This window comes from Streptomyces sp. NPDC018045 (genome assembly GCF_044327445.1).
GTDB lineage: Bacteria > Actinomycetota > Actinomycetes > Streptomycetales > Streptomycetaceae > Streptomyces.
In genome coordinates, this window is sequence record NZ_JBIRFL010000001.1 from 426,744 (window position 1) to 448,469 (window position 21,726).

Annotated in this window: 17 protein-coding genes; 9 read left to right on the top strand and 8 right to left on the bottom strand. The window is 73.1% G+C overall.

The window, feature by feature from the left end:
- The first annotated feature begins 105 nt into the window (after positions 1–105).
- From ACH4EB_RS01740 to ACH4EB_RS01750, 3 genes are all read left to right on the top strand, one after another.
- Positions 106–1,713 (top strand): glycoside hydrolase family 13 protein, encoded by a 1,608-nt coding sequence (locus tag ACH4EB_RS01740; protein ID WP_398345244.1) that lies wholly within the window; start codon positions 106–108, stop codon positions 1,711–1,713.
- A gap of 91 nt (positions 1,714–1,804) precedes the next feature.
- On the top strand, positions 1,805–2,896 hold the full coding sequence (locus tag ACH4EB_RS01745) for a LacI family DNA-binding transcriptional regulator (RefSeq protein WP_398345245.1): 1,092 nt from the start codon (positions 1,805–1,807) through the stop codon (positions 2,894–2,896).
- A 130-nt stretch (positions 2,897–3,026) separates the two neighbouring features.
- Positions 3,027–3,863 carry a phosphatase PAP2 family protein gene (locus ACH4EB_RS01750; protein WP_398345246.1) on the top strand — a complete coding sequence of 279 codons (837 nt, stop codon included), beginning with the start codon at positions 3,027–3,029 and terminating at the stop codon, positions 3,861–3,863.
- A gap of 34 nt (positions 3,864–3,897) precedes the next feature.
- Here the strand turns inward: ACH4EB_RS01750 and ACH4EB_RS01755 are convergent, their stop codons facing one another.
- Positions 3,898–6,933 carry a bifunctional [glutamine synthetase] adenylyltransferase/[glutamine synthetase]-adenylyl-L-tyrosine phosphorylase gene (locus ACH4EB_RS01755; protein WP_398345247.1) on the bottom strand — a complete coding sequence of 1,012 codons (3,036 nt, stop codon included), beginning with the start codon at positions 6,931–6,933 and terminating at the stop codon, positions 3,898–3,900.
- Between the two features lie 70 nt (positions 6,934–7,003).
- Entirely contained in the window at positions 7,004–8,365 is a 1,362-nt protein-coding gene (gene glnA, locus ACH4EB_RS01760; RefSeq protein ID WP_398345248.1) for a type I glutamate--ammonia ligase, read from the bottom strand.
- A 318-nt stretch (positions 8,366–8,683) separates the two neighbouring features.
- Between glnA and ACH4EB_RS01765 the strand changes: the two genes are divergently transcribed.
- On the top strand, positions 8,684–9,301 hold the full coding sequence (locus tag ACH4EB_RS01765; RefSeq protein WP_398345249.1) for a hypothetical protein: 618 nt from the start codon (positions 8,684–8,686) through the stop codon (positions 9,299–9,301).
- A 34-nt stretch (positions 9,302–9,335) separates the two neighbouring features.
- Here the strand turns inward: ACH4EB_RS01765 and ACH4EB_RS01770 are convergent, their stop codons facing one another.
- Both ACH4EB_RS01770 and ACH4EB_RS01775 read right to left on the bottom strand, forming a co-directional pair.
- A complete protein-coding gene (locus ACH4EB_RS01770) occupies positions 9,336–10,238 on the bottom strand; it encodes an alpha/beta fold hydrolase (RefSeq protein WP_398345250.1) in 903 nt (300 codons plus the stop codon).
- Positions 10,235–10,939 (bottom strand): DUF998 domain-containing protein, encoded by a 705-nt coding sequence (locus ACH4EB_RS01775; RefSeq protein ID WP_398345251.1) that lies wholly within the window; start codon positions 10,937–10,939, stop codon positions 10,235–10,237. The genes ACH4EB_RS01770 and ACH4EB_RS01775 overlap by 4 nt, the downstream gene beginning before the upstream one ends.
- Positions 10,940–11,128: 189 nt before the next feature.
- Between ACH4EB_RS01775 and ACH4EB_RS01780 the strand changes: the two genes are divergently transcribed.
- Together ACH4EB_RS01780 and ACH4EB_RS01785 are read left to right on the top strand one after the other, a co-directional pair.
- Positions 11,129–11,584 carry a hypothetical protein gene (locus tag ACH4EB_RS01780; protein ID WP_398345253.1) on the top strand — a complete coding sequence of 152 codons (456 nt, stop codon included), beginning with the start codon at positions 11,129–11,131 and terminating at the stop codon, positions 11,582–11,584.
- A gap of 93 nt (positions 11,585–11,677) precedes the next feature.
- Positions 11,678–13,321, top strand: a complete 1,644-nt coding sequence (locus ACH4EB_RS01785) for a multicopper oxidase family protein (protein ID WP_398345255.1) — start codon at positions 11,678–11,680, stop codon at positions 13,319–13,321.
- A 127-nt stretch (positions 13,322–13,448) separates the two neighbouring features.
- On the opposite strand, the gene ACH4EB_RS01790 is transcribed toward ACH4EB_RS01785, so the two are convergent.
- From ACH4EB_RS01790 to ACH4EB_RS01805, 4 genes are all read right to left on the bottom strand, one after another.
- On the bottom strand, positions 13,449–14,669 hold the full coding sequence (locus ACH4EB_RS01790; protein ID WP_398345256.1) for an MFS transporter: 1,221 nt from the start codon (positions 14,667–14,669) through the stop codon (positions 13,449–13,451).
- A 281-nt stretch (positions 14,670–14,950) separates the two neighbouring features.
- The gene (locus tag ACH4EB_RS01795; RefSeq protein WP_398345724.1) at positions 14,951–15,874 is read right to left on the bottom strand and encodes an endonuclease/exonuclease/phosphatase family protein; all 924 of its coding nucleotides are present in this window, start codon (positions 15,872–15,874) and stop codon (positions 14,951–14,953) included.
- A 410-nt stretch (positions 15,875–16,284) separates the two neighbouring features.
- On the bottom strand, positions 16,285–16,941 hold the full coding sequence (locus ACH4EB_RS01800) for a TetR/AcrR family transcriptional regulator (RefSeq protein WP_398345257.1): 657 nt from the start codon (positions 16,939–16,941) through the stop codon (positions 16,285–16,287).
- Positions 16,938–18,560 carry an MFS transporter gene (locus ACH4EB_RS01805; protein WP_398345258.1) on the bottom strand — a complete coding sequence of 541 codons (1,623 nt, stop codon included), beginning with the start codon at positions 18,558–18,560 and terminating at the stop codon, positions 16,938–16,940. The genes ACH4EB_RS01800 and ACH4EB_RS01805 overlap by 4 nt, the downstream gene beginning before the upstream one ends.
- A 188-nt stretch (positions 18,561–18,748) precedes the next feature.
- Here ACH4EB_RS01805 and panB point away from each other — a divergent pair, with 188 nt between their 5' ends.
- From panB to ACH4EB_RS01820, 3 genes are all read left to right on the top strand, one after another.
- On the top strand, positions 18,749–19,669 hold the full coding sequence (panB, locus tag ACH4EB_RS01810; protein ID WP_398345259.1) for a 3-methyl-2-oxobutanoate hydroxymethyltransferase: 921 nt from the start codon (positions 18,749–18,751) through the stop codon (positions 19,667–19,669).
- 148 nt (positions 19,670–19,817) lie between these two features.
- On the top strand, positions 19,818–20,870 hold the full coding sequence (locus ACH4EB_RS01815; protein ID WP_398345260.1) for an ATP-binding cassette domain-containing protein: 1,053 nt from the start codon (positions 19,818–19,820) through the stop codon (positions 20,868–20,870).
- Positions 20,867–21,709, top strand: a complete 843-nt coding sequence (locus tag ACH4EB_RS01820) for an ABC transporter permease (protein WP_398345261.1) — start codon at positions 20,867–20,869, stop codon at positions 21,707–21,709. The genes ACH4EB_RS01815 and ACH4EB_RS01820 overlap by 4 nt, the downstream gene beginning before the upstream one ends.
- Positions 21,710–21,726 lie beyond the last annotated feature (17 nt).

A 21,726-nucleotide genomic window follows, 5' to 3' on the forward strand; every position in this document is an offset into this window, starting at 1 on the left:
CGCGCGTTGAGCCATGGATGACCGTCCGACGATCGATGCCTGGATCCTGCAAGACGATGCATGGACGCTCTGCCCCGAATCGCCCACTCTCGACAGGGATGCCAGATGACCCAGGAGCTGACTTCGACCGACCCCGGCCGCCCGGCGGCGGAGCCCGGCAGACGTACCGGCTGGTGGCGCGACGCCGTCATCTACCAGGTGTACGTCCGCTCCTTCGCCGACTGCGACGGTGACGGCATCGGCGATCTGCGCGGCGCCCGCGCCCGCCTGCCGTACCTGCGGGACCTGGGCGTGGACGCCGTCTGGCTCACCCCGTTCTACGCCTCACCGCAGGCCGACGGCGGGTACGACGTCGCCGACTACCGCTCCGTCGACCCGCTGTTCGGCAGCCTCCAGGACGCCGACGACCTCGTACGGGCCGCGCACGCGCTCGGCCTGCGGGTGATCGTCGACATCGTGCCCAACCACACCTCCGACCAGCACCCGTGGTTCCAGGACCCGGAACTGGCCCGGCAGCGCTACCTCTTCCGCCCCGGCCGGGGCGCGTCCGGCGAGCTGCCGCCCAACGACTGGGAGTCGGTCTTCGGCGGACCCGCCTGGACCCGTACCGAGCGCGGCGACTGGTACCTGCACCTGTTCGCCCCGCAGCAGCCCGACCTGAACTGGGACAACCCGGAGGTGCACGCCGAGTTCGAGTCGGTCCTGCGGTTCTGGCTCGACCTCGGTGTGGACGGCTTCCGCATCGACGTCGCCCACGGCATGGTCAAGGCACCGGGCCTGCCGGACATCGGCCGCAAGGAGCAGGCCAAGCTCATCGGCAGCCAGGTGCTGCCCTTCTTCGACCAGGACGGTGTCCACGAGATCCACCGCTCCTGGCGCCGGCTGCTCGACTCCTACCCCGGCGAACGGATCGGCGTCGCCGAGGCGTGGGCCCCCAGCCCCGAACGCCTCGCCCTGTACGTCCGCCCCGACGAATGCCACCAGGCGTTCAACTTCCAGTTCCTGACCGCCGACTGGTCCGCCCCCGCGCTGCGCGCCATCGTCGACGCTTCGCTCGCCGCGACCACCTCGGTCGGCGCCACCACCTCCTGGGTGCTGTCCAACCACGACGTGGTCCGGCACACCACCCGGCTCGGCGGCCTGTCACGCGCCCGCGCCGCCACCCTGATGATGCTCGCGCTGCCCGGCTCGGCCTACCTGTACCAGGGCGAGGAACTGGGCCTGCCGGAAGTCACCGACCTGCCCGACGAAGTGCGCCAGGACCCCGCGTTCTTCCGCGGCGACGGACAGGACGGGTACCGCGACGGCTGCCGCGTCCCGCTGCCCTGGTGCGGCGACTCGGCCGCGTACGGCTTCGGACCCGGCGGAAGCTGGCTGCCCCAGCCGCGCGCCTGGAAGGACCTGTCCGTACGGGCCCAGACCGGCGACCCGACCTCCACCCTGGAGCTGTACCGCGCGGCGCTCGCCCTGCGCCGCGAGCACCCCTGCCTGGGCGACGGGGTCCTCGCCTGGGCCGACGCCCCCGACGGGCTGCTGGCCTTCACCCGTACCGGCCGCTCGGGCCGTACGGAGCTGCTGTGCACCCTCAACACCCTGGAGCGCGCCGTCGAACTCCCCCGCCCCGGGCGGGCCCTGCTCTCCTCCGCGCCGCTCCCCGCCGACGGCGCCACCGCCGTCCTGCCGGGCGACTCCTGCACCTGGTGGGCCCTCTGACGGGCGTCCCGGCGGCCGGACGGGACGCCGGGGCCACCGGGCGGCGCGGGCAACGTGGGCAATCCGACAGGCGACCGGTACAGTCCCACCCATGACCGCCCGGCTGGCCGACATCGCAGCGCAGGCGGGTGTCAGCGAGGCCACCGTCAGCCGGGTGCTCAACGGAAAACCCGGTGTCTCCGCCACCACCCGCCAGTCCGTGCTGGCCGCGCTCGACGTGCTCGGGTACGAGCGTCCCGTACGGCTGCGGCAGCGCAGCGCCGGGCTGGTCGGCCTGATAACGCCGGAGCTGGAGAACCCGATCTTCCCGGCGTTCGCGCAGGTCATCGGCCAGGCGCTGACCCGGCAGGGCTACACCCCGGTGCTGGCCACCCAGACGCCGGGCGGCTCCACCGAGGACGAGCTGACCGAGATGCTGGTGGACCGCGGGGTCGCCGGGATCATCTTCGTCTCCGGTCTGCACGCGGACACCTCCGCCGACATGCGGCGTTACGAGCAGTTGCGCGGCCAGGGCGTGCCCTTCGTCCTGATCAACGGCTTCTCCGACAAGGTGCAGGCGCCCTTCGTCTCGCCGGACGACCGGGCCGCGATCCGCCTGGCCGTCACCCATCTGGCGGCGCTGGGTCACGAGCGGATCGGGCTGGCCCTCGGGCCGAAGCGCTTCGTGCCCGTTCAGCGCAAGATCGAGGGCTTCCTGCACAGCGTGCGGGAGCAGCTCGGCCTGGACCGGGAGGCGGCTCAGGAGCTGATCCAGCACTCCCTGTACACCCTGGAGGGCGGTCAGGCCGCGGCCGGCGCGCTGCTCGCCCGCGGCTGCACGGCGGTGGTGTGCGCCAGCGACATGATGGCGCTCGGCGCGATCCGGGCCGCCCGGCAGCGGGGCCTGGACGTCCCCCGGGAGGTCTCCGTCGTCGGCTTCGACGACTCCCCGCTGATCGCCTTCACGGACCCTCCGCTGACCACGATCCGGCAGCCGGTCACCGCGATGGGGCAGGCGGCGGTGCGTGCCCTGCTGGAGGAGATCGGCGGCACCCCGGCGCCGCACAGCGAGTTCGTCTTCCACCCGGAACTGGTCGTTCGCGGGTCCACCGCCTCGGCGCCGAGGACCGCCCGGATTCCCGGTCCGGCCGCCTCCCCCGCCACGGAGGGCAGCCGCTCCGATACGGACGCGGCCCCCGGCTGAGCGGCCGGGCGCCAGGGATGCCCCCGACCCGGAGGGGCGGCGCCTCCGTCTCAGGTGCTACGCGCGGGCCCGCCGGTACCCGACCGGAGGGTGATCGGCGGCCGACCCCTTTCTGGCAGACTGTCTGCCTATGGGTGAAGCGCATGTGAAGACTCTTGACGGCCGTACGGCCGTGCCGCCACCCACCGAGGACGACGCCCCGAGCGCGTCCTCCGGTGGCCGGCTGGCCCGCCTGCGCTCGCCCGGCACCCCGCGGCTGTGGTTCGAGATCCTCCTGATCGCGGTCAGCTACTGGGTGTACTCCCTCATCCGCAACGCCGTGCCCGAGCAGAAGGCCCAGGCGCTGAAGAACGCGGACTGGATCTGGCAGGCCGAGCACACCCTCGGCATAGCGGTGGAGAAGACCGTCAACCACGCCGTCGACTCGGTGACCTGGCTCATCGTCTCGATGAACTACTACTACGCCACTTTGCATTTCATACTGACCATCGGTGTGCTGGTCTGGCTCTACCGCTGGCACCCCGGCCGGTACGCGGCGGCCCGCCTCGCGCTCTTCGCCACCACGGGCGTCGCCCTCCTCGGCTACTACTTCTACCCGCTGGCACCGCCCCGCCTGATGAACGGCGGCGGCTTCATCGACACCGTGATCGTCCACCACACGTGGGGCTCGATGGCGTCCGGCAACCTGGCGTCGATGTCCAACCAGTACGCGGCGATGCCGTCGATGCACATCGGGTGGTCACTGTGGTGCGGCGTGATGATCGCGCTGATTGCCAAGCCGGTGTGGGCCAAGGTGCTGGGCCTGCTCTACCCGGCGACGACCCTCATGGTGATCGTCTCCACCGCCAACCACTTCTGGCTCGACGCGGTGGGCGGCATCCTGTGCCTCGCCTTCGGGATCGGCCTGGCCTTCGCCTGGTACGCGGCGCTGCCGCACCGGCTGCCACGGCGGGTGGCCACGGCCTGAGAGCCGCCGGCCGCCGCTCCCCGGGCCGCCCGGCTCAGGACGACGCCCCGTAGAAGATCTCCTCCACCACCGCGCGGGCCCGCCGCGTCGTGCGCCGGTAGTCGTCCAGCATCTCCCCGACGTGCCCCTCCTCGTACCCGAGGTAGCGGCCGACCGCCGCCAGCTCCCGCGCGTCGGCCGGGAACGTGTCGCCGGGGCGGCCCCGTACCAGCATCACGGCGTTGCGCACCCGTGACGCCAGCACCCACGCCTCGTCGAGGATCTGCGCGTCCTCCGTGGCGAGCAGCCCGGCGTCACGGGCCGCGGCCAGCGCCGTACGGGTACGGGTCGTACGCAGCCCCGGCTCGGCCCAGGCGTGCTGCATCTGGAGGAGCTGCACGGTCCACTCCACATCGCTGAGGCCGCCGCGCCCCAGCTTGGTGTGTGTGGTCGGGTCGGCGCCGCGCGGCACCCGCTCGGTCTCCATCCGGGCCTTGAGCCGGCGGATCTCCCGTACGGCGTCCTCGCCCAGGCCCTCCATCGGATAGCGCAGCGGGTCGACCAGCTCGATGAAGCGCTCCCCCAGGCCGGCGTCGCCCGCGACCGGCTCGGCGCGCAGCAGGGCCTGCGCCTCCCACACCAGCGACCAGCGCCGGTAGTAGGCGGCGTAGGAGGAGAGGGTGCGCACCAGCGGGCCGGTCTTCCCCTCCGGGCGCAGGTCGGCGTCGATCGGCAGCGGCGGGTCGGAGGACGGGAGCTGGAGCAGGCGGCGCATCTCGTTGGCGACGGCGTGCGCGGCCTTGGCGGCCTCCTGCTCGTCGGCGCCCTCGCGCGGCTCGTGCACGAACAGCACGTCGGCGTCGGAACCGTAGCCCAGCTCCCCGCCGCCGAAGCGACCCATGCCGATGACGGTGAAGCGGGTGGGCAGGGTGTCGCCCCACTGGTCGCGTACGGCGGCGCGCAGGGCGCCCGCGATGGTGGCGGCGGTCAGGTCGGAGACGGCGGTGCCGACCACGTCGGCGGCGTGGCCGCGGTCCGCCTCGGCCGGGTGGCCGTCCGTGCCGTACGCGCCGATCAGGTCGGCGGCGGCCGTGCGGAACAGTTCGCGCCGCCGCACCCCGCGGGCCGCCGCGACGGCCTGCTCGGCGCCCTCCGCGCGGCCGACCGCGGCCAGCACCTCCTGCTCCAGCGCGGCCCGGCCGCGCGGCCGCAAACCGTCCTTCGCGCCGAGCAGCGCGACCGCCTCGGGGGCGCGCAGCAGCAGGTCGGGGGCGAAGCGGCCGGCGGACAGGACGCGGGCCAGGTTCTCGGCGGCGGCGCCCTCGTCGCGCAGCAGCCGCAGATACCAGGGGGTCTTGCCGAGCGCGTCGGAGACCTTGCGGAAGTTCAGCAGGCCCGCGTCGGGTTCGGCGGAGTCCGCGAACCAGGCCAGCAGGACCGGCAGCAGGGTGCGCTGGATGGCGGCCTTGCGGGTGACGCCGGAGGCCAGCGCTTCGAGGTGGCGCAGCGCGGCGACCGGGTCGGCGTAGCCGAGTGCTTCGAGGCGCTGGCCGGCGGCCTTGGCGGAGAGCCGGGTGCCGCCGGGCTCCAGGTGGGCCACGGCGTCCAGCAGCGGACGGTAGAACAGCTTCTCGTGCAGCCGCCGCACCTCGCGGGCGTGCCACTTCCACTCCCTGCGGAGGGTCGCCACCGGCTCGGTGCGCAGGCCCATGGAGCGGGCCAGGCGCCGCAGGTCGGGCTCGTCCTCGGGCATCAGGTGGGTACGGCGGAGCTTGTGGAGCTGGATGCGGTGTTCCAGTGTGCGCAGGAAGCAGTACGCGGCGTCCAGCGCCTTGGCGTCCTCCCGGCCGACGTAGCCGCCGGTCGCCAGCGCCGAGAGGGCTTCCAGGGTGGCCGGGCTGTGCAGCGTCGCGTCGGTGCGGCCGTGCACCAACTGGAGGAGCTGTACGGCGAACTCCACGTCGCGCAGGCCGCCGGGGCCCAGCTTCAGTTCGCGGTCGACCTGGGCGGCGGGGATGTTCTCGACGACGCGGCGCCGCATCTGCCGTACGTCGGTCACGAAGTTCTCGCGCTCGGACACCTGCCAGACCAGCGGGGTGACGGCGGCCACGTACTCCTTGCCCAGCTCCGCGTCGCCCGCCATCGGCCGGGCCTTCAGCAGCGCCTGGAACTCCCAGGTCTTGGCCCAGCGTTCGTAGTAGGCCAGGTGGCTGTTGAGGGTGCGGACGAGCGGGCCGTTGCGGCCCTCCGGGCGCAGGTTGGCGTCCACCGGCCAGATCGTGCCCTCGGCGGTGACGTCGGAGCACACCCGCATCATCCGGCCCGCCAGCCGCGTCGCGGCCTGGAGCGCCTTGGCCTCCTCGGTGCCGTCGCGGGCCTCCGCGACGAAGATGACGTCCACGTCCGAGACGTAGTTCAGCTCCCGGCCGCCGCACTTCCCCATGGCGATGACCGCGAGCCGGCAGGCGGCGGCGTCGGTGGGCTGCTCCTCGCAGGCGATCTCCAGCGCGGCGCGTACCGTCGCGGTCGCCAGGTCGGCCAGTTCCGCCGCGGTTTCCGCGACATCGGTCGTCCCGCACACGTCGCGGGCCGCGATGCCCAGCAGACAGCGGCGGTACGCGGCGCGCAGCGCGTCGGGCCGCGGCCGGTCCCGGCCCCGCTCGCCGCGGACGCCCTCGGCGAGCGCCGCCTCGAACTCCGGCGTGCTCGGGTGGAGGTCGGCCGCCTCGTACGTGACCAGGGAGTGCCAGTCGTGCGGGTGCCGTACGAGGTGGTCGCCGAGTGCCTCGGAGGCGCCGAGCACGCCCAGCAGCCGGTCGCGCAGCGGCTTCGCGGTGATCAGCGTGGACAGCAGTTGCTGCCGCTCGTCCTCGTCCTGCGCCTCCGCCAGCCGGACCAGCGCGGTCAGCGCCAGGTCCGGGTCGGCGGTGGCGCCCAGCGCCTCCAGGAGCACCGAGTCGTCCCGTACGGCGGACAGTTCGGGCGCCTCAAGGAGCCGCCCGGCCGCCGACGGGTCGGTGAAGCCGTACCGCAGCAGCCGGGAGAAGGCGCTGCTGCGCCGCCCCTGCCCCTGGGGAACGGGATGTGCCATGGCCGTGCCGCCTCTCGAAAGGCTCTCCGAAGTCCGCCGAAGGTCGCTCAGGCCCCACGAGGGCCGCCGGTCACAGCACCGGCAGCATCTTGCGCAGCTCGAAGGCGGTGACCTCGGAGCGGTACTCCTCCCACTCCTGCTTCTTGTTGCGCAGGAAGAAGTCGAAGACGTGCTCGCCGAGGGTCTCCGCGACCAGTTCGCTGCGCTCCATCAGGGCGATGGCCTCGCCGAGGTTCTGCGGCAACGGCTCGATGCCCATGGCGCGGCGCTCGGAGTCGGACAGCGCCCACACGTCGTCGTCGGCGCCGGCCGGGAGTTCGTAGCCCTCCTCGATGCCCTTGAGGCCGGCGGCCAGCAGCACCGCGTACGTCAGGTACGGGTTGGCGCCGGAGTCGATGGAGCGGACCTCGACCCGGGTGGAGCCCATCTTGCCGGGCTTGTACATGGGCACGCGGATGAGCGCGGAGCGGTTGTTGTGGCCCCAGCAGATGTACGAGGGGGCCTCGCCGCCGGCGCCCGCGGTGCGGTTGGCGCCGCCCCAGATGCGCTTGTAGGAGTTGACCCACTGGTTGGTGACGGCGGAGATCTCGCCCGCGTGCCGCAGCAGGCCGGCGATGAAGGAGCGGCCGACCTTGGAGAGCTGGTACTCGGCGCCGGACTCGTGGAAGGCGTTGCGGTCGCCCTCGAAGAGCGAGAGGTGGGAGTGCATGCCGGAACCCGGGTATTCCGAGAAGGGCTTGGGCATGAACGTCGCCTGCACGCCCTGCTCCAGCGCGACCTGCTTCATCACCAGCCGGAACGTCATGATGTTGTCGGCCGTGGACAGCGCGTCGGCGTAGCGCAGGTCGATCTCCTGCTGACCGGGGGCGCCCTCGTGGTGGCTGAACTCCACCGAGATACCCATCGATTCGAGCATGGTGATCGCCTGGCGGCGGAAGTCCATGCCGACGTTCTGCGGGGTGTGGTCGAAGTAGCCGGAGGAGTCCGCGGGGCTGGGCCGGGTGCCGTCCACCGGCTTGTCCTTGAGCAGGAAGAATTCGATCTCGGGGTGGGTGTAGAAGGTGAAGCCGAGGTCGGAGGTCTTGGCCAGGATGCGCTTGAGGACGTAGCGCGGGTCGGCGTAGGACGGGGAGCCGTCCGGCATGAGGATGTCGCAGAACATCCGGGCGGTGCCGGGGGCCTCGGCGCGCCACGGCAGGATCTGGAAGGTGCCCGGGTCCGGCTTGGCGATCATGTCGGACTCGTACACCCGCGCGAAGCCCTCGATCGCGGAGCCGTCGAAGCCGATGCCCTCGTCGAAGGCCTGCTCCAGTTCGGCGGGCGCCACCGCCACCGACTTCAAGAACCCCAGTACGTCGGTGAACCACAGTCGTACGAAGCGGATGTCGCGCTCCTCCAGCGTGCGGAGCACAAACTCCTGCTGCTTGTCCATGGCTCACCAATCCTTGCAGGTCAATCGGCCTGTCCACACTCCGTCGGGCAACGAGGTGTGGCACACCAGTATCACGTGAGGGGGTTACCGTCACATTACGCACCCTGGGCCGAGATCAGAACCGCCGGGCCGGGCGGCGGCACCGGCACGTTTGCCCGCGAGCGGCGGACGGTACTCCAGGAGAGGGCGACCCGGATCGTCCGGCTTTGTTCCGTCGGGACGCGGGGCCGTGCCGGAGCGGCAGCGGTTGCGCACCGGCACCGCGCGGCGCCGGGACCGTACCGGTCGCCCAGCCCGTACGACGGCCGAGGAGAGCCCGTGAGCGACCACTTCGACGTCACGGCCGTGACGTTCCACTTCGACCCCGTGTGCCCCTGGACCTGGCGCACCGCGCAATGGCTGGTGGCCGCCGTCCGCCGGCGCGGCATCCCGCTCGCCTACCGCGCCTTCGACCTGTCCGACGGGGTTCCGCTCGACGAGCTGCCCGCCGAGCGCCGCCCGGCCGTCGCCGGGAGCCGCTGCCTGCTGCGGCTGGCCGAGGCCGCGCACGCCGACGGCCGGGACACGCTGACCGGCGCCGCCTACGCCGCGTACGGCGCCGCGGTGCACGACGGCGGCGCCGCGCCGTCACCGGAGCTGGCCGAACGCTCCCTGGCGGAGGCGGGCGGCGCGACCTACGCCGACGTGCTGCACGACCCGGCGCTGGACCGGCCGGTGGCCCGGGCCCGCGCACAGGCGCAGGAGTTCTCCGGCTCGAACGCGGGCTCGCCCGTCACCGTCCTGACCACGGCGACCGGCGAGCGCGGCTTCTTCGGCCCGGTGCTGGCGCCCGCGCCCACCGGCCCGGACGCCGACCGCCTGTGGGACGTGCTGGCCGGCGCGGCGTCCGTGCCGCAGTTCTTCGAGCTGCGGGCGCGGCGGACAGCGAAGCCCTGAGCGGCCGGGAGCGCCGGGGCGGCGGGCCGCGCGCTCAGCGGCCGCGCCGCGGGCCCTCCAGGTCCGGGTCGGCGGTGAGCGTCAGGACGGCCGCGGCGACCGCGTCCGGCGCGTCGGCCATCACCAGGTGCCCGGCCGGGGCGGCGACGGCGAAGGTGCCGCCGAGCCGCGCGGCCAGCGCCCGCTGGCGCTCCAGCCAGCGCAGCTCACGCGGCGTCTCGCTGCCCTCGTAGGCCGCCAGGACCGTCACCGGCACCCCGTCCAGCGGGTGGTCCGGGCGCAACGCGGCGACCTCGGCGGCCTGATGGCCGTACGTCGCGTTCTCCAGGACGCAGGCGCGCAGCACCCGGCTGGTGCGGTAGGCACCGGCCTCGTTCGGGTCGCGCGGGTGGTCGCGTACGGTCAGGACGCGGGTGGTCAGGCGGCGCGCGGCGGGGCCGAGGGCGCGCGGCACCCCGGCGGCCGAGAGCACCGAGGCCACGCCGCCCGCCCAGGCCGTACGGACGGTACGCGGCAGCAGCGGGCGCGGGTCCTCCTCCACGCTGCCGTCGGCGAGCACGAGGCCCGTGACGCGGTCCGGGTACAGCCGGGCGAACGCCTCGGCGTGGAAGGCGGCCAGGCTGTGGCCGACGACGGTGCACGGCCCGGGCAGCCCGAGCGCGTCCAGGACGTGCGCGATCCGGGCGGCCTCGCCCGCCGCGGTGGGCGGCTCCGGGGCGGGCGCGCTCAGCCCCAGCCCGGGCCGGTCGAAGCGGACGACCGTACGGTGCGGGGCGAGCCGGGCCGCGACCGCGTCCCAGTCGAACCAGCCCATGCCCAGCCCGCCGCTGAGTACGCACACCGGACCGCTGCCCTCGCGCAGCACGTGCAGCACCACGCCGTCGACGCGCAGCATGCGGCCGGGGGCCGCGCTCTTCCGCCTGCCGTCCCCACTCATGCCGTGTCCCCTTCCCTCCCCGTAGAGGTGCCCGCTCGCCCGACGCACCACGCGAGCAGCCCCACGTACAGGGCGACGAGCAGCACCTGGAGGCGCTGGCCGACGCCGAGCGCCCAGGTGCCGTGGCCCTCGGTGAAGGCCGCGATGGAGGTGAGCGTCCAGGCGGTGGCGGCCAGTTCGGCGAGGGTCAGCCACGGCGCGAGGCGGCCGAGCGGCGGCCACCAGCCGTACCGGCGGGCCGCGACGGTCAGCAGGACCAGCGCGGCCAGCGCACCCACCATGGCCAGCGAGCTGCTGATCGCGTGCGCGGTGTGGGTGGCGGGCACCAGGCCCGCGGTCTCGCGGGCCGCGCACTCCGGGTCGCTGGTCGGCGCGCAGCTCAGCGGCAGCCGGGAGTCGACGGCGGTGGCGGCGCCGAACAGCGCGAGCGCCATCCAGCCCGCCGTCGCCCAGGGGCGGCGGCGCAGGGTGCGCAGGGCCGCGACCGCGCCGGCCAGCACCAGCAGTCCGGCGAGCAGGTCCGTGGCGCGGAACAGGCCGCCGAGCGGCTGGTCGGCGGCGGCCAGTTCGCTGACGTACGTCCGGACCGGGTCGAGACCGGTGGACAGGACCACCTCCAGCACCCAGGCGGTGTACGTCACCGCGCCGAGCAGGAGGAGTACGGGGGCGGCACGGCGGCTCTTGCTCGGCTGCACGGACATCCTGGTGGTCGGGGCGCACCCGGGGCGGGTGTGCGGGACGTGCGGGACGCCAGAGGCGTGGGAAGGTCAAGGATAAGCAAAGTGCGCACAGGGCCCCGGGTGCGGCCCGGATCGGCCGGGGCGCCCAGGAGGGCCATACCCCGCAGGGGTAAGGTGCTGGACGCCGACGGTGTCAGGAGGACCGTTCACATGCCGTACGAGGTGCGAGAGCAGGGCAAGGCCGCCGCGTGGTGCGGCCGCCTGCTGCTGTTCGCCGCGCTGCTCGTCGGCATCGTCGGCATGCACACGCTGGGGCATCCGGTGGGCGGGCACGGCGCCGGCCCGATGCCGGGCCTGCACCAGGAATCCACGGCCCGGCACCACCACGGCCCCGCCCCGGCACCGGCCGCCGCCCCGGCACTCGTCCCGGCCGGCGCCTCCTCCGCCACCGCCGACGACCACCACGCCATGGACCCCGGAGCGGTCTGCCTGGCCGTGCTCTCCCTCTGCGTCCTCGTCCTCGTCCGTACGGGGCGGCTGCTGGGGCGGCAGGCCGCCGACCTCCTCGCCGCCGTACGGGCCCGGCTGCTGCGCGGCCTGCGCCCGCTGCCGCCACCGGTCCCCCGGCACAAACACCTCGCCCGGCTCTCGGTCCTGCGCGTATAGCCGCGCGGCCCGGCCGCCGACGCCTGCGCGCGTCCACGGCCCGGCCCCGCACGCTCACCGCGAACCGACTCCACCACGAGGTGTTTCTCCAGCATGCGTACACACACCCGCCGCGCCGTACTCGGCGCGGGCATCGCGGCCGCCGGCGGCGGCCTGCTCGCCGCCTGTTCGGCGGGCTCCGGCACGGACAGCACGAAGGGCCGCCCGGGCCGGGCCGGCGACCCGGCGGAGGCGCCGGGCGGTTACGTCTCGCCCGACGGCCCGGAAGTGGCCGCCGCCGAGGCGAAGCGGGGCTCGGGCCCCGTACGGAAGGTCGCGCTCACCGCCACCGCCGCCCGGCTCGACCTGGGCGGCCGTACGGTCGGCACCTGGGCGTACGGGGACGGCCTGCCCGGCAAGGAAGTACGGGTCACCGCGGGCGACACCCTGGAACTGTCGCTCGCCAACCACCTGCCCGAGGCCACCTCCCTGCACTGGCACGGTCTCGCCCTGCGCAACGACATGGACGGCGTGCCGGACCTGACCCAGCGCCCCGTCAAGGCGGGCGGCTCCTTCACGTACCGCTTCACCGTCAGCCACCCTGGCACGTACTGGTTCCACCCGCACTCCGGCGTGCAGCAGGACCGCGGCCTGTACGCGCCCCTGATCGTCGAGGATCCGAAGGAGCCGCTGGCGTACGACAAGGAGTGGGTCGTCGTCCTGGACGACTGGGTCGACGGCGTGGACGGCAGCACGCCGGACGCGGTGCTGGCCGAACTCTCCAAGGGGATGGGCGGGATGGACCACGGCTCCGGCTCGGGCGGGATGGACCACGGAAGCTCCGGCTCCGGCTCCGGTGGGATGGACCACGGCGGCATGGCTCACGGAGCGCACTCCATGGGCGGCCGCAAGGCGCCGTCCCCCGCCGGCCCCTCCCGCATGCTGATGGGCGCCACCAGCGAGCTGCTCGGCGGCGACGCGGGCGACGTGGACTACCCGTACCACCTCGTCAACGGCCGCACGCCGCAGGACCCGCAGACCTTCCGCGCGCGCCCCGGCGACCGGGTCCGCATCCGCTTCGTCAACGCGGGCGGCGACACCGCGTACCGTGTCGCGCTCGGCGGCCACACCATGACGGTCACCCACACCGACGGCTACCCCGTCGCCCACGCGCCGACGGACGCCCTGCTGCTCGGTATGGGCGAACGCTACGACGTGGTGGTCACGGTCAAGGACGGCGTCTTCCCGCTCACCGCGCTCGCCGAGGGCAAGAAGCGCACCGCGCTGGCCGTGCTGCGCACCGGCGGCGGGGCGGCGCCCGGGGCGTCCGTACGGCCGAAGGAGCTGGACGGGCGGCTGCTGACGGCCGACCGGCTGAAGGCCGGCGGGCCGGTGCGCCTGGCCTCGCGCGAGCCGGACCGGACCCTGCGGTTCGACCTCACGGGCTCGATGGCGAAGTACGACTGGGCCGTCAACGGCAAGAAGTACGCGCCGACGCGGCGCTACCCGATGCGGGCCGGGGAACGCGTCCGGCTGTCGTTCCGGAACAACACCACGATGTGGCACCCGATGCACCTGCACGGGCACACCTTCGCGCTGCCGGACGGCGGTCCGCGCAAGGACACCGCGATCGTGCTGCCGGGTCGCCGCCTGGACGTCGACCTCGACGCCGACAACCCCGGCCTGTGGATGCTGCACTGCCACAACGTCTACCACGCGGAGTCCGGGATGATGACGGTCCTCGGCTACCGGAAGTAGCCCTCGGCGGCGCGGTTCCGGCACCCCTGCCGAGGGCCCGCCCGCCGGACGGCACGAAGGAGGGCTCCCCGCCACAGCCGTGGCGGGGAGCCCTCCTCGTCGAGCTTCGGCGGGGCCGGTGCCCGGTTCAGCCCACCCGGCCCGGCAGTTCCGCCGGCACCTCGTCGGCGTCCTCGCTGCTCGCGACGATGCGCGAGGAAGCCGGGCCGCCGCGGTCGAGCAGTCCGGCGGTCACCGCGATGCCCAGGCCGATGACGGCCAGGACCGCGCCGACCAGCGCCGGGGAGGTCCAGCCCCAGCCCGCCGCGATGGCCACCCCGCCGATCCAGGCACCGCCCGCGTTGGCCAGGTTGAACGCCGAGTGGTTGGAGGCCGAGGCCAGGGTGGGCGCGTGCCGGGCCTTGCGCATGACCAGCATCTGGAGCGGCGTGGTGGTCATGAAGCCGACCGCGCCCAGGATGACGACACAGACCAGGGCCGCCCACTTGACGTGCACCGCGTAGGTGAACGCCACGAGGGTCGCGGCGAGGGCGCCGAGCGCCCCGTACAGCGTGGGCCGCAGCGCGCGGTCGGTGAGCGGGCCCGCGGCCAGCGCGCCCAGCGTCATACCGGCGCCGAAGAGCGCCAGGACGAGCGGGACGGACCCCTCGGCGAAGCCGGAGACCTCGGTCATCATCGAGGCGAGGTAACTGTAGACGGCGAACACGCCGGCGAAGCCGAAGACCGCGGTGACCAGGCCGAGGACGACCTGCCGGTTGCCCATGGCGCGCAGTTCGTGGGCCACGCCGCCGTGCTCCTCGCGCGGCATGTGCGGCACGAGGCGGGCCAGCGAGGCCATCGCGACCAGGCCGATGGCGGCCACGACCAGGAAGGTCGCGCGCCAGCCGAGGTGCTGGCCGAGCAGCGTGGCGGCGGGCACGCCGACGATGTTGGCGACGGTCAGGCCAAGGAACATGGTGGCCACCGCGCGGGCCTGCCGGCCCTCCTTGACCAGCCGGGCGGCGACCACCGCGCCGACGCCGAAGAACGCGCCGTGCGGCAGCCCGGCGAGCAGCCGGCCCGCGATCAGCAGGCCGAAGTTGGGGGCCAGCGCCGAGGCCAGGTTGCCGACGGTGAAGACGGCCATCAGCAGCAGGAGCATCCGCTTGCGCGGGATGCGCGAGCCGAGCGCGGTCAGCAGCGGCGCGCCGATGACGACACCGAGGGCGTAGGCGGAGACGAGATAGCCGGCCGTGGGCACGGACGTACCCAGGTCGCCCGCGACATTGGGCAGCAGGCCCATCATCACGAACTCGGTGGTGCCGATGCCGAAGGCGGAGACGGCCAGCGCGAGCAGCGCCAGGGGCATGAGAGACCTTTCGAAAACGGTGCGTACGGACCCCGGGCACGGTGGTGCGGTGCGCCGGGGCACCGGAGCGGGTCCGTGCGGGTGCGCTGGGGCACCGAGGGGGGTCCGTACGTCGTACGCGGCTGGATGTCCGTAAGTTCTTCTACGGAACAAAGTCTCTCAGCCCATTCATTCCGGCGGGAGAACGGAATGTTACGGCCCAGGGGCGAGCAGGCCCGGGCGGCCCCGCACAGAGCGGGAAGGGCCTGCTCGGCCGGGGTGCGGCGGCCGTCCCGGCTTTGTCAGATCTTGACCGAGGCGGCGAGCGGAAGATGATCACTGCCGGTGCGGGGCAGCGACCAGGAGGACACCGGGTCGATCCCCTTCATCATGATCTGGTCGATCCGGGCCATCGGGAAGCCGGCCGGCCAACTGAAGCCGAAGCCGTCGCCGGCCGCGCCCTGGGCCGAGCGCAACTGCGAGGTGACCGGGGCGAGCGAGCGGTCGTTCATCGTGCCGTTGAGGTCGCCGAGCAGGATGACCCGCTCGACGCGCTCCCGGGAGATCGCCTCGCCGAGGGCGGCGGCACTGTCGTCGCGCTGGTTGGCCGTGAAGCCCGCGTTGAGCTTGACCCGTACCGACGGCAGGTGCGCGACGTAGAAGGCGACCTGCCGGCCGTCGGGCGCCTGGACGGTGGCGCGCAGCGCGCGGGTCCAGCCCATCTTGATGTTGACGGGCGCGGCGTCGGAGAGCGGGTACTTGCTCCACAGCCCGACCGTGCCCTGCACCGTGCGGTACGGGTACGCCTTGGCCAGCCCCTCCTTGTACTGGGGCAGCGCGTCACCGGTCAGCTCCTCCAGGGCCACCACGTCCGCACCGGACTTCACGATGTCCCTGGCCGTGCCGGCCGGGTCGGGGTTGTCGGCGTCGACGTTGTGGGTGGCGACGGTGAGGTTGCCGCCGGTGCCCTTCTTGTCCGTGACCTGCCCGCCGAAGAGGCTGATCCAGACGACGGCGGGCAGCAGCAGCGCGACGACCGCCGTCGTGGAACGCCGCAGCACGGCGGCGATCAGCAGCACCGGGACGCCGAGCATGCCGAGCCACGGCAGGAACGTCTCCAGCAGACTGCCGAGGTTGCCCACCGTGTTGGGGACGTGCGCGTGCACCATCATCAGCAGCCCGAGCAGGACCGCCAGCACCGCGAGCACGATGCCCCGCCGCCACATGCCCTCCGGGCGCCACCAGTCGCGCAGGCGCCGCGCTCGGGAGGCGGTCCGCTCGGGGCCGTGCCCCTGACCCGACTCCGTCCTGAATGCCTGCGCCATGCCGCCGTCCTCACTGCCTTGCTCGTACGCCCCGCCTGTGATCTCCGACCCTAGGCGATGGCCCGTAATGCGCTTTCTTAGAAGTGATGACGGCACGCTGACGGCCCGGGGTTCCTCCTCCGGGGGTCATGGCGGCGGCTGTGACAGAACGGGCATAGTCCCGTCATGGAGCGGTCAGGTGATGTGCCTTTTGCGGCCGCTTGTCGCTCGATGGAGCGCTGCCGCGCCGTGGTTGACGCCCGGCGCGGGGGGCGGCCCGGTGGCCGTACACCTGCGGGCGATCAGCGCGGTGGCCGTACACCGACGGATGATCAGCGCGGTGGCCGTACGCCGTCCAGCACCGTGTCGACGATCTCCTCGGCCAGCCCCTCCGGCAGATCCGCCCACTCGTGCAGCAGGGCCCGGGAGAGCACCGGCCCGACGAAGAGGTCGGCGAGCAGGTCGATGTCCCGGTCCGCGCGCACCTCGCCGCGCTCCATGCCGCGGCGCAGCACGGACAGCAGCACCTCGCGCCGGGCCTGCACGACCGTCTCGTGGTACTCCCGCCAGAGCGCGGGCTGCGCCTTGACGTGCGTGACGACGGTACGCAGCAGCGCCGAGTTGCGCTTGGCCAGACCGCGGATGCGCAGGAACTCGATGATGCCCACGAGGTCGTCGCGTACGCAGACCCCGGCCGGCGGCGGGATGTCCGTGTCCAGCGAGCGCATCACGTCCAGCATCAGCGCGCTCTTGCCCGGCCAGCGCCGGTAGACGGTGGCCTTGCCGACGCCTGCCTCGCGGGCGATGCGCTCCATCGACAGCTCGCCGATGGAGACACCGTCCTCGATCAGGCGCAGGACGGCCTCGATGATCGCGGTGTCGGCGGCGGGGCTGCGCGGGCGCCCGCGGCGGGGGTCGGCGGGCCCGGTGTGTACCGCCGTGCCCGCCCCGCCCGTCCGCGACGTGTCCGCCCCCGCCGTCCCGCTCATGCCCGTGCTCCCGCCTTTTCCCGCTCCGCCCGGTCCGCACCGCGCGCGCCGGACCCCGTCCTGCCCGGCAGGAAGGCCGCGACCACCACGGCGCCGAGCACCGCGACGGCGGCCGAACCGAGCGCGGTGACGTGCATGGCGTGGATGAACGCGGCGTTCGCCTCGTCGGCCAGCGCCTTCCCGGCCGGGCCGAGGTGCCGGGCGAGGCCGAGCGTCGCCTCGATGGACTCGCCCGCCGCGTGCCGGGCGTCCTCCGGCAGGCCGGGGACGGACTTCAGCGTCCCCTCGATGCCGTCGCGGTAGACGGTGGACAGCAGCGAGCCCAGTACGGCGACCCCGAGCGTGCCGCCGACCTGCCGGAACGTGTTGTTGAGCGCCGATCCGGAGCCCGCCTTCTCGCGCGGCAGCGCCTGCATGACCGAGACGGTGACCGGCGGCATGATGTGCGCCATGCCGGTGCCCTGGACGAAGAAGAGCACCTCCAGCACCCAGATCGGGGTGCCGGTGTCCAGCAGCAGGAAACCGGCCATGGTGGCGGCGACCAGCAGCATGCCGACCGTGCAGACGGCGCGCGAGCCGAAGCGGTCGACGACGTGCCGGGCCCGCGGGGCGAAGATCATCTGGGCGGCGGCCAGCGGCAGGATCAGCAGGCCCGCCTGGAGCGGCGTGAAGCCGCGCACGCTCTGGATGTAGAAGACGACGAAGAACGTGACGCCCATCAGGGCGAAGAAGACCAGCGCGATGGCGCCGACGGCGGCGGAGAAGGCCGGCTTGCGGAAGAGACTGACATCGATCGACGGGTGATCGACCCGCTTCTCGTACAGCACGAAGGCGATCAGGACGAGTAGGCCGCCCAGGACGGTGCCGAACACCTGCGGATCGGTGAAGTCGGCGAGCTGGCCGCCCTTGATGATTCCGTACACCAGCAGCACCAGGCCGACGACCGAGAGCAGCACGCCGACCGGGTCCAGCTTGCCCGGCCGGGGGTCCTTGGAGTCGGGCACCAGGAGGAGCATCGCGACCAGCGCCACGAGCACGATCGGAACGTTCACGAGGAAGACCGAACCCCACCAGAAGTGGTCCAGCAGCAGACCGCCCGCGATCGGGCCGATCGCGATGGCCAGGCCCACGCCGCCCGCCCAGATACCGATCGCCTTGGGCTGCTCGTCCCGCTCGAAGACGTTCATCAGGACGGCGAGGGTGGCCGGCATCACGAAGGCGCCGCCCAGGCCCATCACCGCCCGGAAGGCGATGAGCTGGCCGGGCGATCCGGCGACGGCGGCCAGCACCGAGCCGGCACCGAACACCAGCAGGCCGAAGATCAGCACCTTTTTGCGGCCCAGCCGGTCGCCGAGCAGTCCGGAGGTGAACAGCAGCCCCGCGAAGACCAGCGTGTAGGAGTTGATCGCCCATTCGAGCTGGCTCTGCGTGGCCCCGAGGCCGGTGGGGGCCGGGGTGGCGATCGTCTTCATCGCGACGTTCAGGATCGAGTTGTCCAGCACCACGATCAGCAGGCTGAGCATGAGGACGGACAGGATCGCCCAGCGGCGGCGGTGGATGTGCTCGGGTACGTGCCGCGGCTCGGCGGCTATGCCGGGGGGTGTGGAGGAGCTGGCCATGGCGCCAGCTTACGCCCGTTCCGATACGGCACCGTTCCGTATCGGTCGCCGGTACGGCCGGGTCCGGCCGGGTCCTGAGGCTCCCCCCGCCGGCACCCCTTCCGCTCCCCCGGCAGCGCGTGCCAGCATGGAAGGGAGTCCGGAGACGCCGTCAGGGCGCTTCGAGATGATGAACAGGAGCCGTCACCATGACGCAGCTTTCGCCTGCCCGGAATCCGGCCGCGGACGGGACACCCGCGCCCGGTGGGACCGCCGCCAAGCCCGCATCCGACAGCAGTTCCGGCAAAGCGCTGTACGGAGGGAAGAGCTCGCGGCGGGTGACCGTCCGCGACATCGCCGCCGCCAAGGGGCGCGGCGAGAAGTGGCCCATGCTCACCGCCTACGACGCGATGACCGCGTCCGTCTTCGACGAGGCCGGCATCCCGGTGCTGCTGGTCGGCGACTCGATGGGCAACTGCCACCTCGGGTACGAGTCCACCGTGCCGGTCACGATGGACGAGATCACGATCCTGTCCGCGGCGGTCGTCCGCGGCACCAAGCGCGCCCTGATCGTCGCCGACCTGCCCTTCGGCGCCTTCCAGGAGAGCCCGGTCCAGGCCCTGCGCAACGCCACCCGCCTGGTCAAGGAGGCCGGCGTCGGCGCGGTCAAGCTGGAGGGCGGCGAGCGCTCCGCCCACCAGGTCGAGCTGCTGGTCTCGTCCGGCATCCCGGTCATGGCCCACGTCGGCCTGACGCCGCAGTCCGTCAACGCGTACGGGGGCTACCCGGTGCAGGGCCGCGGCGAGGAGGCGGCCCAGCAGCTCCTGCGCGACGCGAAGGCCGTGCAGGACGCGGGGGCCTTCTCCGTCGTCCTGGAGGCCGTACCGGCCGAGCTGGCCGCCGAGGTCACGCGCTCGCTGCACATCCCCACGGTCGGCATCGGCGCGGGCATCGGCTGTGACGCGCAGGTCCTGGTGTGGACCGACATGGCGGGTCTGACCAGCGGCCACGTCCCCCGCTTCGTGAAGCGGTACGCGAACGTCCGTGAGGTGCTGGGCGCCGCGGCCAAGGACTTCGCCGAAGAGGTCGTCGGCGGCACGTTCCCGGCCGAGGAGCACAGCTTCCGCTGAGCCGTACCGAGCCGTCCGAGCCGTCCCGGGCCGGCGGAACGCCCCGGGACGGCTCGGGCACGGCTGCCGGTCCGGCTGTCGGTCGGCTGTCGGTCGGCTGTCGGTCGGCTGTCGGTCGTTTGTCAGTGGGGCCTGTCATCGTGGGGGCATGACGCGAAAGACGACATCCAGCGGCGCGGGGAACGCCGTCGAAGTGCGGGGGCTGGTCAAGCACTTCGGCGCCGTGAAGGCCGTGGACGGGGTGGATCTCGACGTAAGGGAAGGCACCGTACTCGGCGTGCTCGGGCCGAACGGTGCGGGAAAGACGACACTGGTGCGCTGCCTGTCCACGCTGCTGGTGCCGGACGCCGGCACGGCGACCGTGGCGGGCTTCGACGTGGTGCGCCAGCCGCGCGCGCTGCGCCGCACGATCGGCCTCACGGGCCAGTACGCCTCGGTCGACGAGAAGCTCTCCGGCCGGGAGAATCTGTACATGATCGGGCGGCTGCTCGACCTCTCCCGCAAGGACGCCCGCACCCGGGCCGACGAGCTGCTGGAGCGGTTCTCGCTCACCGAGGCCGCGGGGCGGGCCGCCGCCAAGTACTCCGGCGGTATGCGCCGCCGCCTGGACCTGGCCGCCTCGATGATCGGCCGGCCCGCGGTGCTGTATCTGGACGAGCCGACGACCGGCCTCGACCCCCGCACCCGCAACGAGGTCTGGGACGAGGTCCGCAGCATGGTGCGGGACGGCGCGACGGTCCTGCTCACCACCCAGTACATGGAAGAGGCCGAGCAGCTCGCCCATGAGCTGACGGTCATCGACCGCGGCCGGGTCATCGCCGAGGGCGAGGTCGACGAGCTGAAGACCAAGGTCGGCGGCCGTACGCTCCAGATCCGCCCGGCGCGGACCGCCGAGCTGGACCGGATGGCCGGCGCCATCGCGCAGGCCGGCCTGGACGGCATCGCGGGGGCCACCGCCGACCATGAGGACGGCGTGGTCAATGTGCCGATCGTCAGCGACGAGCAGTTGTCCGCCGTGGTCGGCATGCTCGGCGAGCGGGGCTTCGTGATCTCCGGCATCAACACCCATCTGCCCAGCCTGGACGAGGTGTTCCTGGCCATCACCGGCCAGAAGACCTCGGAGGCCGGCAGCGGCCCGCAGGACGGGCCGCAGGACCCGCAGGGCGTACAGGACAAGCAGCTAGAGGAGGTTCCGGCATGAGTGCCGCGACGGTGGCGGCACCGGTCAGGCCGCAGCGGCCGGGTGCCGACGAGGGCCGGATCGGCCTGCGCGCCCATTTGCGTCACACGGGCGCCCTCGTGCGCCGCAACGCGATGCAGATCAAGAACGACCCGGAGTCGATGTTCGACGCCCTGTTGATGCCGATCGTCTTCACGCTGCTGTTCGTGTACGTCTTCGGCGGCGCGATGGGCGGCAGCCTGGGCGGCGACCGCTCCGCGTACGTGAACTACATCATCCCCGGCCTGCTGGCCATGGGCGGTCTGAACATCGCCATGTCGGTCGGCTCCGGCGTCAACGACGACTTCAACAAGGGGGTGATGGACCGCTTCCGCACGATGCCGATCGCCCGTTCCTCGGTGCTGACGGCGAAGATGCTCGTCGAGTCCGGGCGGATGCTGGTCTCCACGGTCATCCTGCTGTCGCTGGCGTTCCTGATCGGCTTCGACCTGCGGACCGGCCCGCTGGAGCTGCTGGCGGCCGTCGCCCTGGCGCTGCTCTTCGGCTCCTCGCTGACCTGGATCTTCATGCTGCTCGGGCTGACCATGAAGACCCCGCAGGCGGTGCAGGGCGTCGGCTTCATGGTGCTGATGCCGCTGCAGTTCGGCTCCTCCATATTCGCCCCGCCCACGACGATGCCGGGCTGGATGGAGGCGTTCACCAAGATCAACCCGCTGTCGAACCTGGCGGACGCGGCCCGCGCGCTGATGAACGGCCAGGGCGCGGTCGCCCAGCCGGTGCTGATCACCCTGGCCTGGACCGTCGGCATCACCCTGGTGTTCGCGCCGCTGGCGGTGAACAAGTTCCGCAAGAAGACCTGACGCGTCACCTTCGCCCG

Coding starts and splice junctions, on each gene's coding strand:
- ACH4EB_RS01755 (WP_398345247.1), bottom strand. CDS start 6,933: ATGGCACATCCCGTTCCCCAGGGGCAGGGGCGGCGCAGCAGCGCCTTC.
- ACH4EB_RS01820 (WP_398345261.1), top strand. CDS start 20,867: ATGAGTGCCGCGACGGTGGCGGCACCGGTCAGGCCGCAGCGGCCGGGT.
- panB (WP_398345259.1), top strand. CDS start 18,749: ATGACGCAGCTTTCGCCTGCCCGGAATCCGGCCGCGGACGGGACACCC.
- ACH4EB_RS01815 (WP_398345260.1), top strand. CDS start 19,818: ATGACGCGAAAGACGACATCCAGCGGCGCGGGGAACGCCGTCGAAGTG.
- ACH4EB_RS01805 (WP_398345258.1), bottom strand. CDS start 18,560: ATGGCCAGCTCCTCCACACCCCCCGGCATAGCCGCCGAGCCGCGGCAC.
- glnA (WP_398345248.1), bottom strand. CDS start 8,365: ATGGACAAGCAGCAGGAGTTTGTGCTCCGCACGCTGGAGGAGCGCGAC.
- ACH4EB_RS01750 (WP_398345246.1), top strand. CDS start 3,027: ATGGGTGAAGCGCATGTGAAGACTCTTGACGGCCGTACGGCCGTGCCG.
- ACH4EB_RS01795 (WP_398345724.1), bottom strand. CDS start 15,874: ATGTGGCGGCGGGGCATCGTGCTCGCGGTGCTGGCGGTCCTGCTCGGG.
- ACH4EB_RS01770 (WP_398345250.1), bottom strand. CDS start 10,238: ATGAGTGGGGACGGCAGGCGGAAGAGCGCGGCCCCCGGCCGCATGCTG.
- ACH4EB_RS01790 (WP_398345256.1), bottom strand. CDS start 14,669: ATGCCCCTGGCGCTGCTCGCGCTGGCCGTCTCCGCCTTCGGCATCGGC.
- ACH4EB_RS01745 (WP_398345245.1), top strand. CDS start 1,805: ATGACCGCCCGGCTGGCCGACATCGCAGCGCAGGCGGGTGTCAGCGAG.
- ACH4EB_RS01785 (WP_398345255.1), top strand. CDS start 11,678: ATGCGTACACACACCCGCCGCGCCGTACTCGGCGCGGGCATCGCGGCC.
- ACH4EB_RS01740 (WP_398345244.1), top strand. CDS start 106: ATGACCCAGGAGCTGACTTCGACCGACCCCGGCCGCCCGGCGGCGGAG.
- ACH4EB_RS01775 (WP_398345251.1), bottom strand. CDS start 10,939: ATGTCCGTGCAGCCGAGCAAGAGCCGCCGTGCCGCCCCCGTACTCCTC.
- ACH4EB_RS01800 (WP_398345257.1), bottom strand. CDS start 16,941: ATGAGCGGGACGGCGGGGGCGGACACGTCGCGGACGGGCGGGGCGGGC.
- ACH4EB_RS01780 (WP_398345253.1), top strand. CDS start 11,129: ATGCCGTACGAGGTGCGAGAGCAGGGCAAGGCCGCCGCGTGGTGCGGC.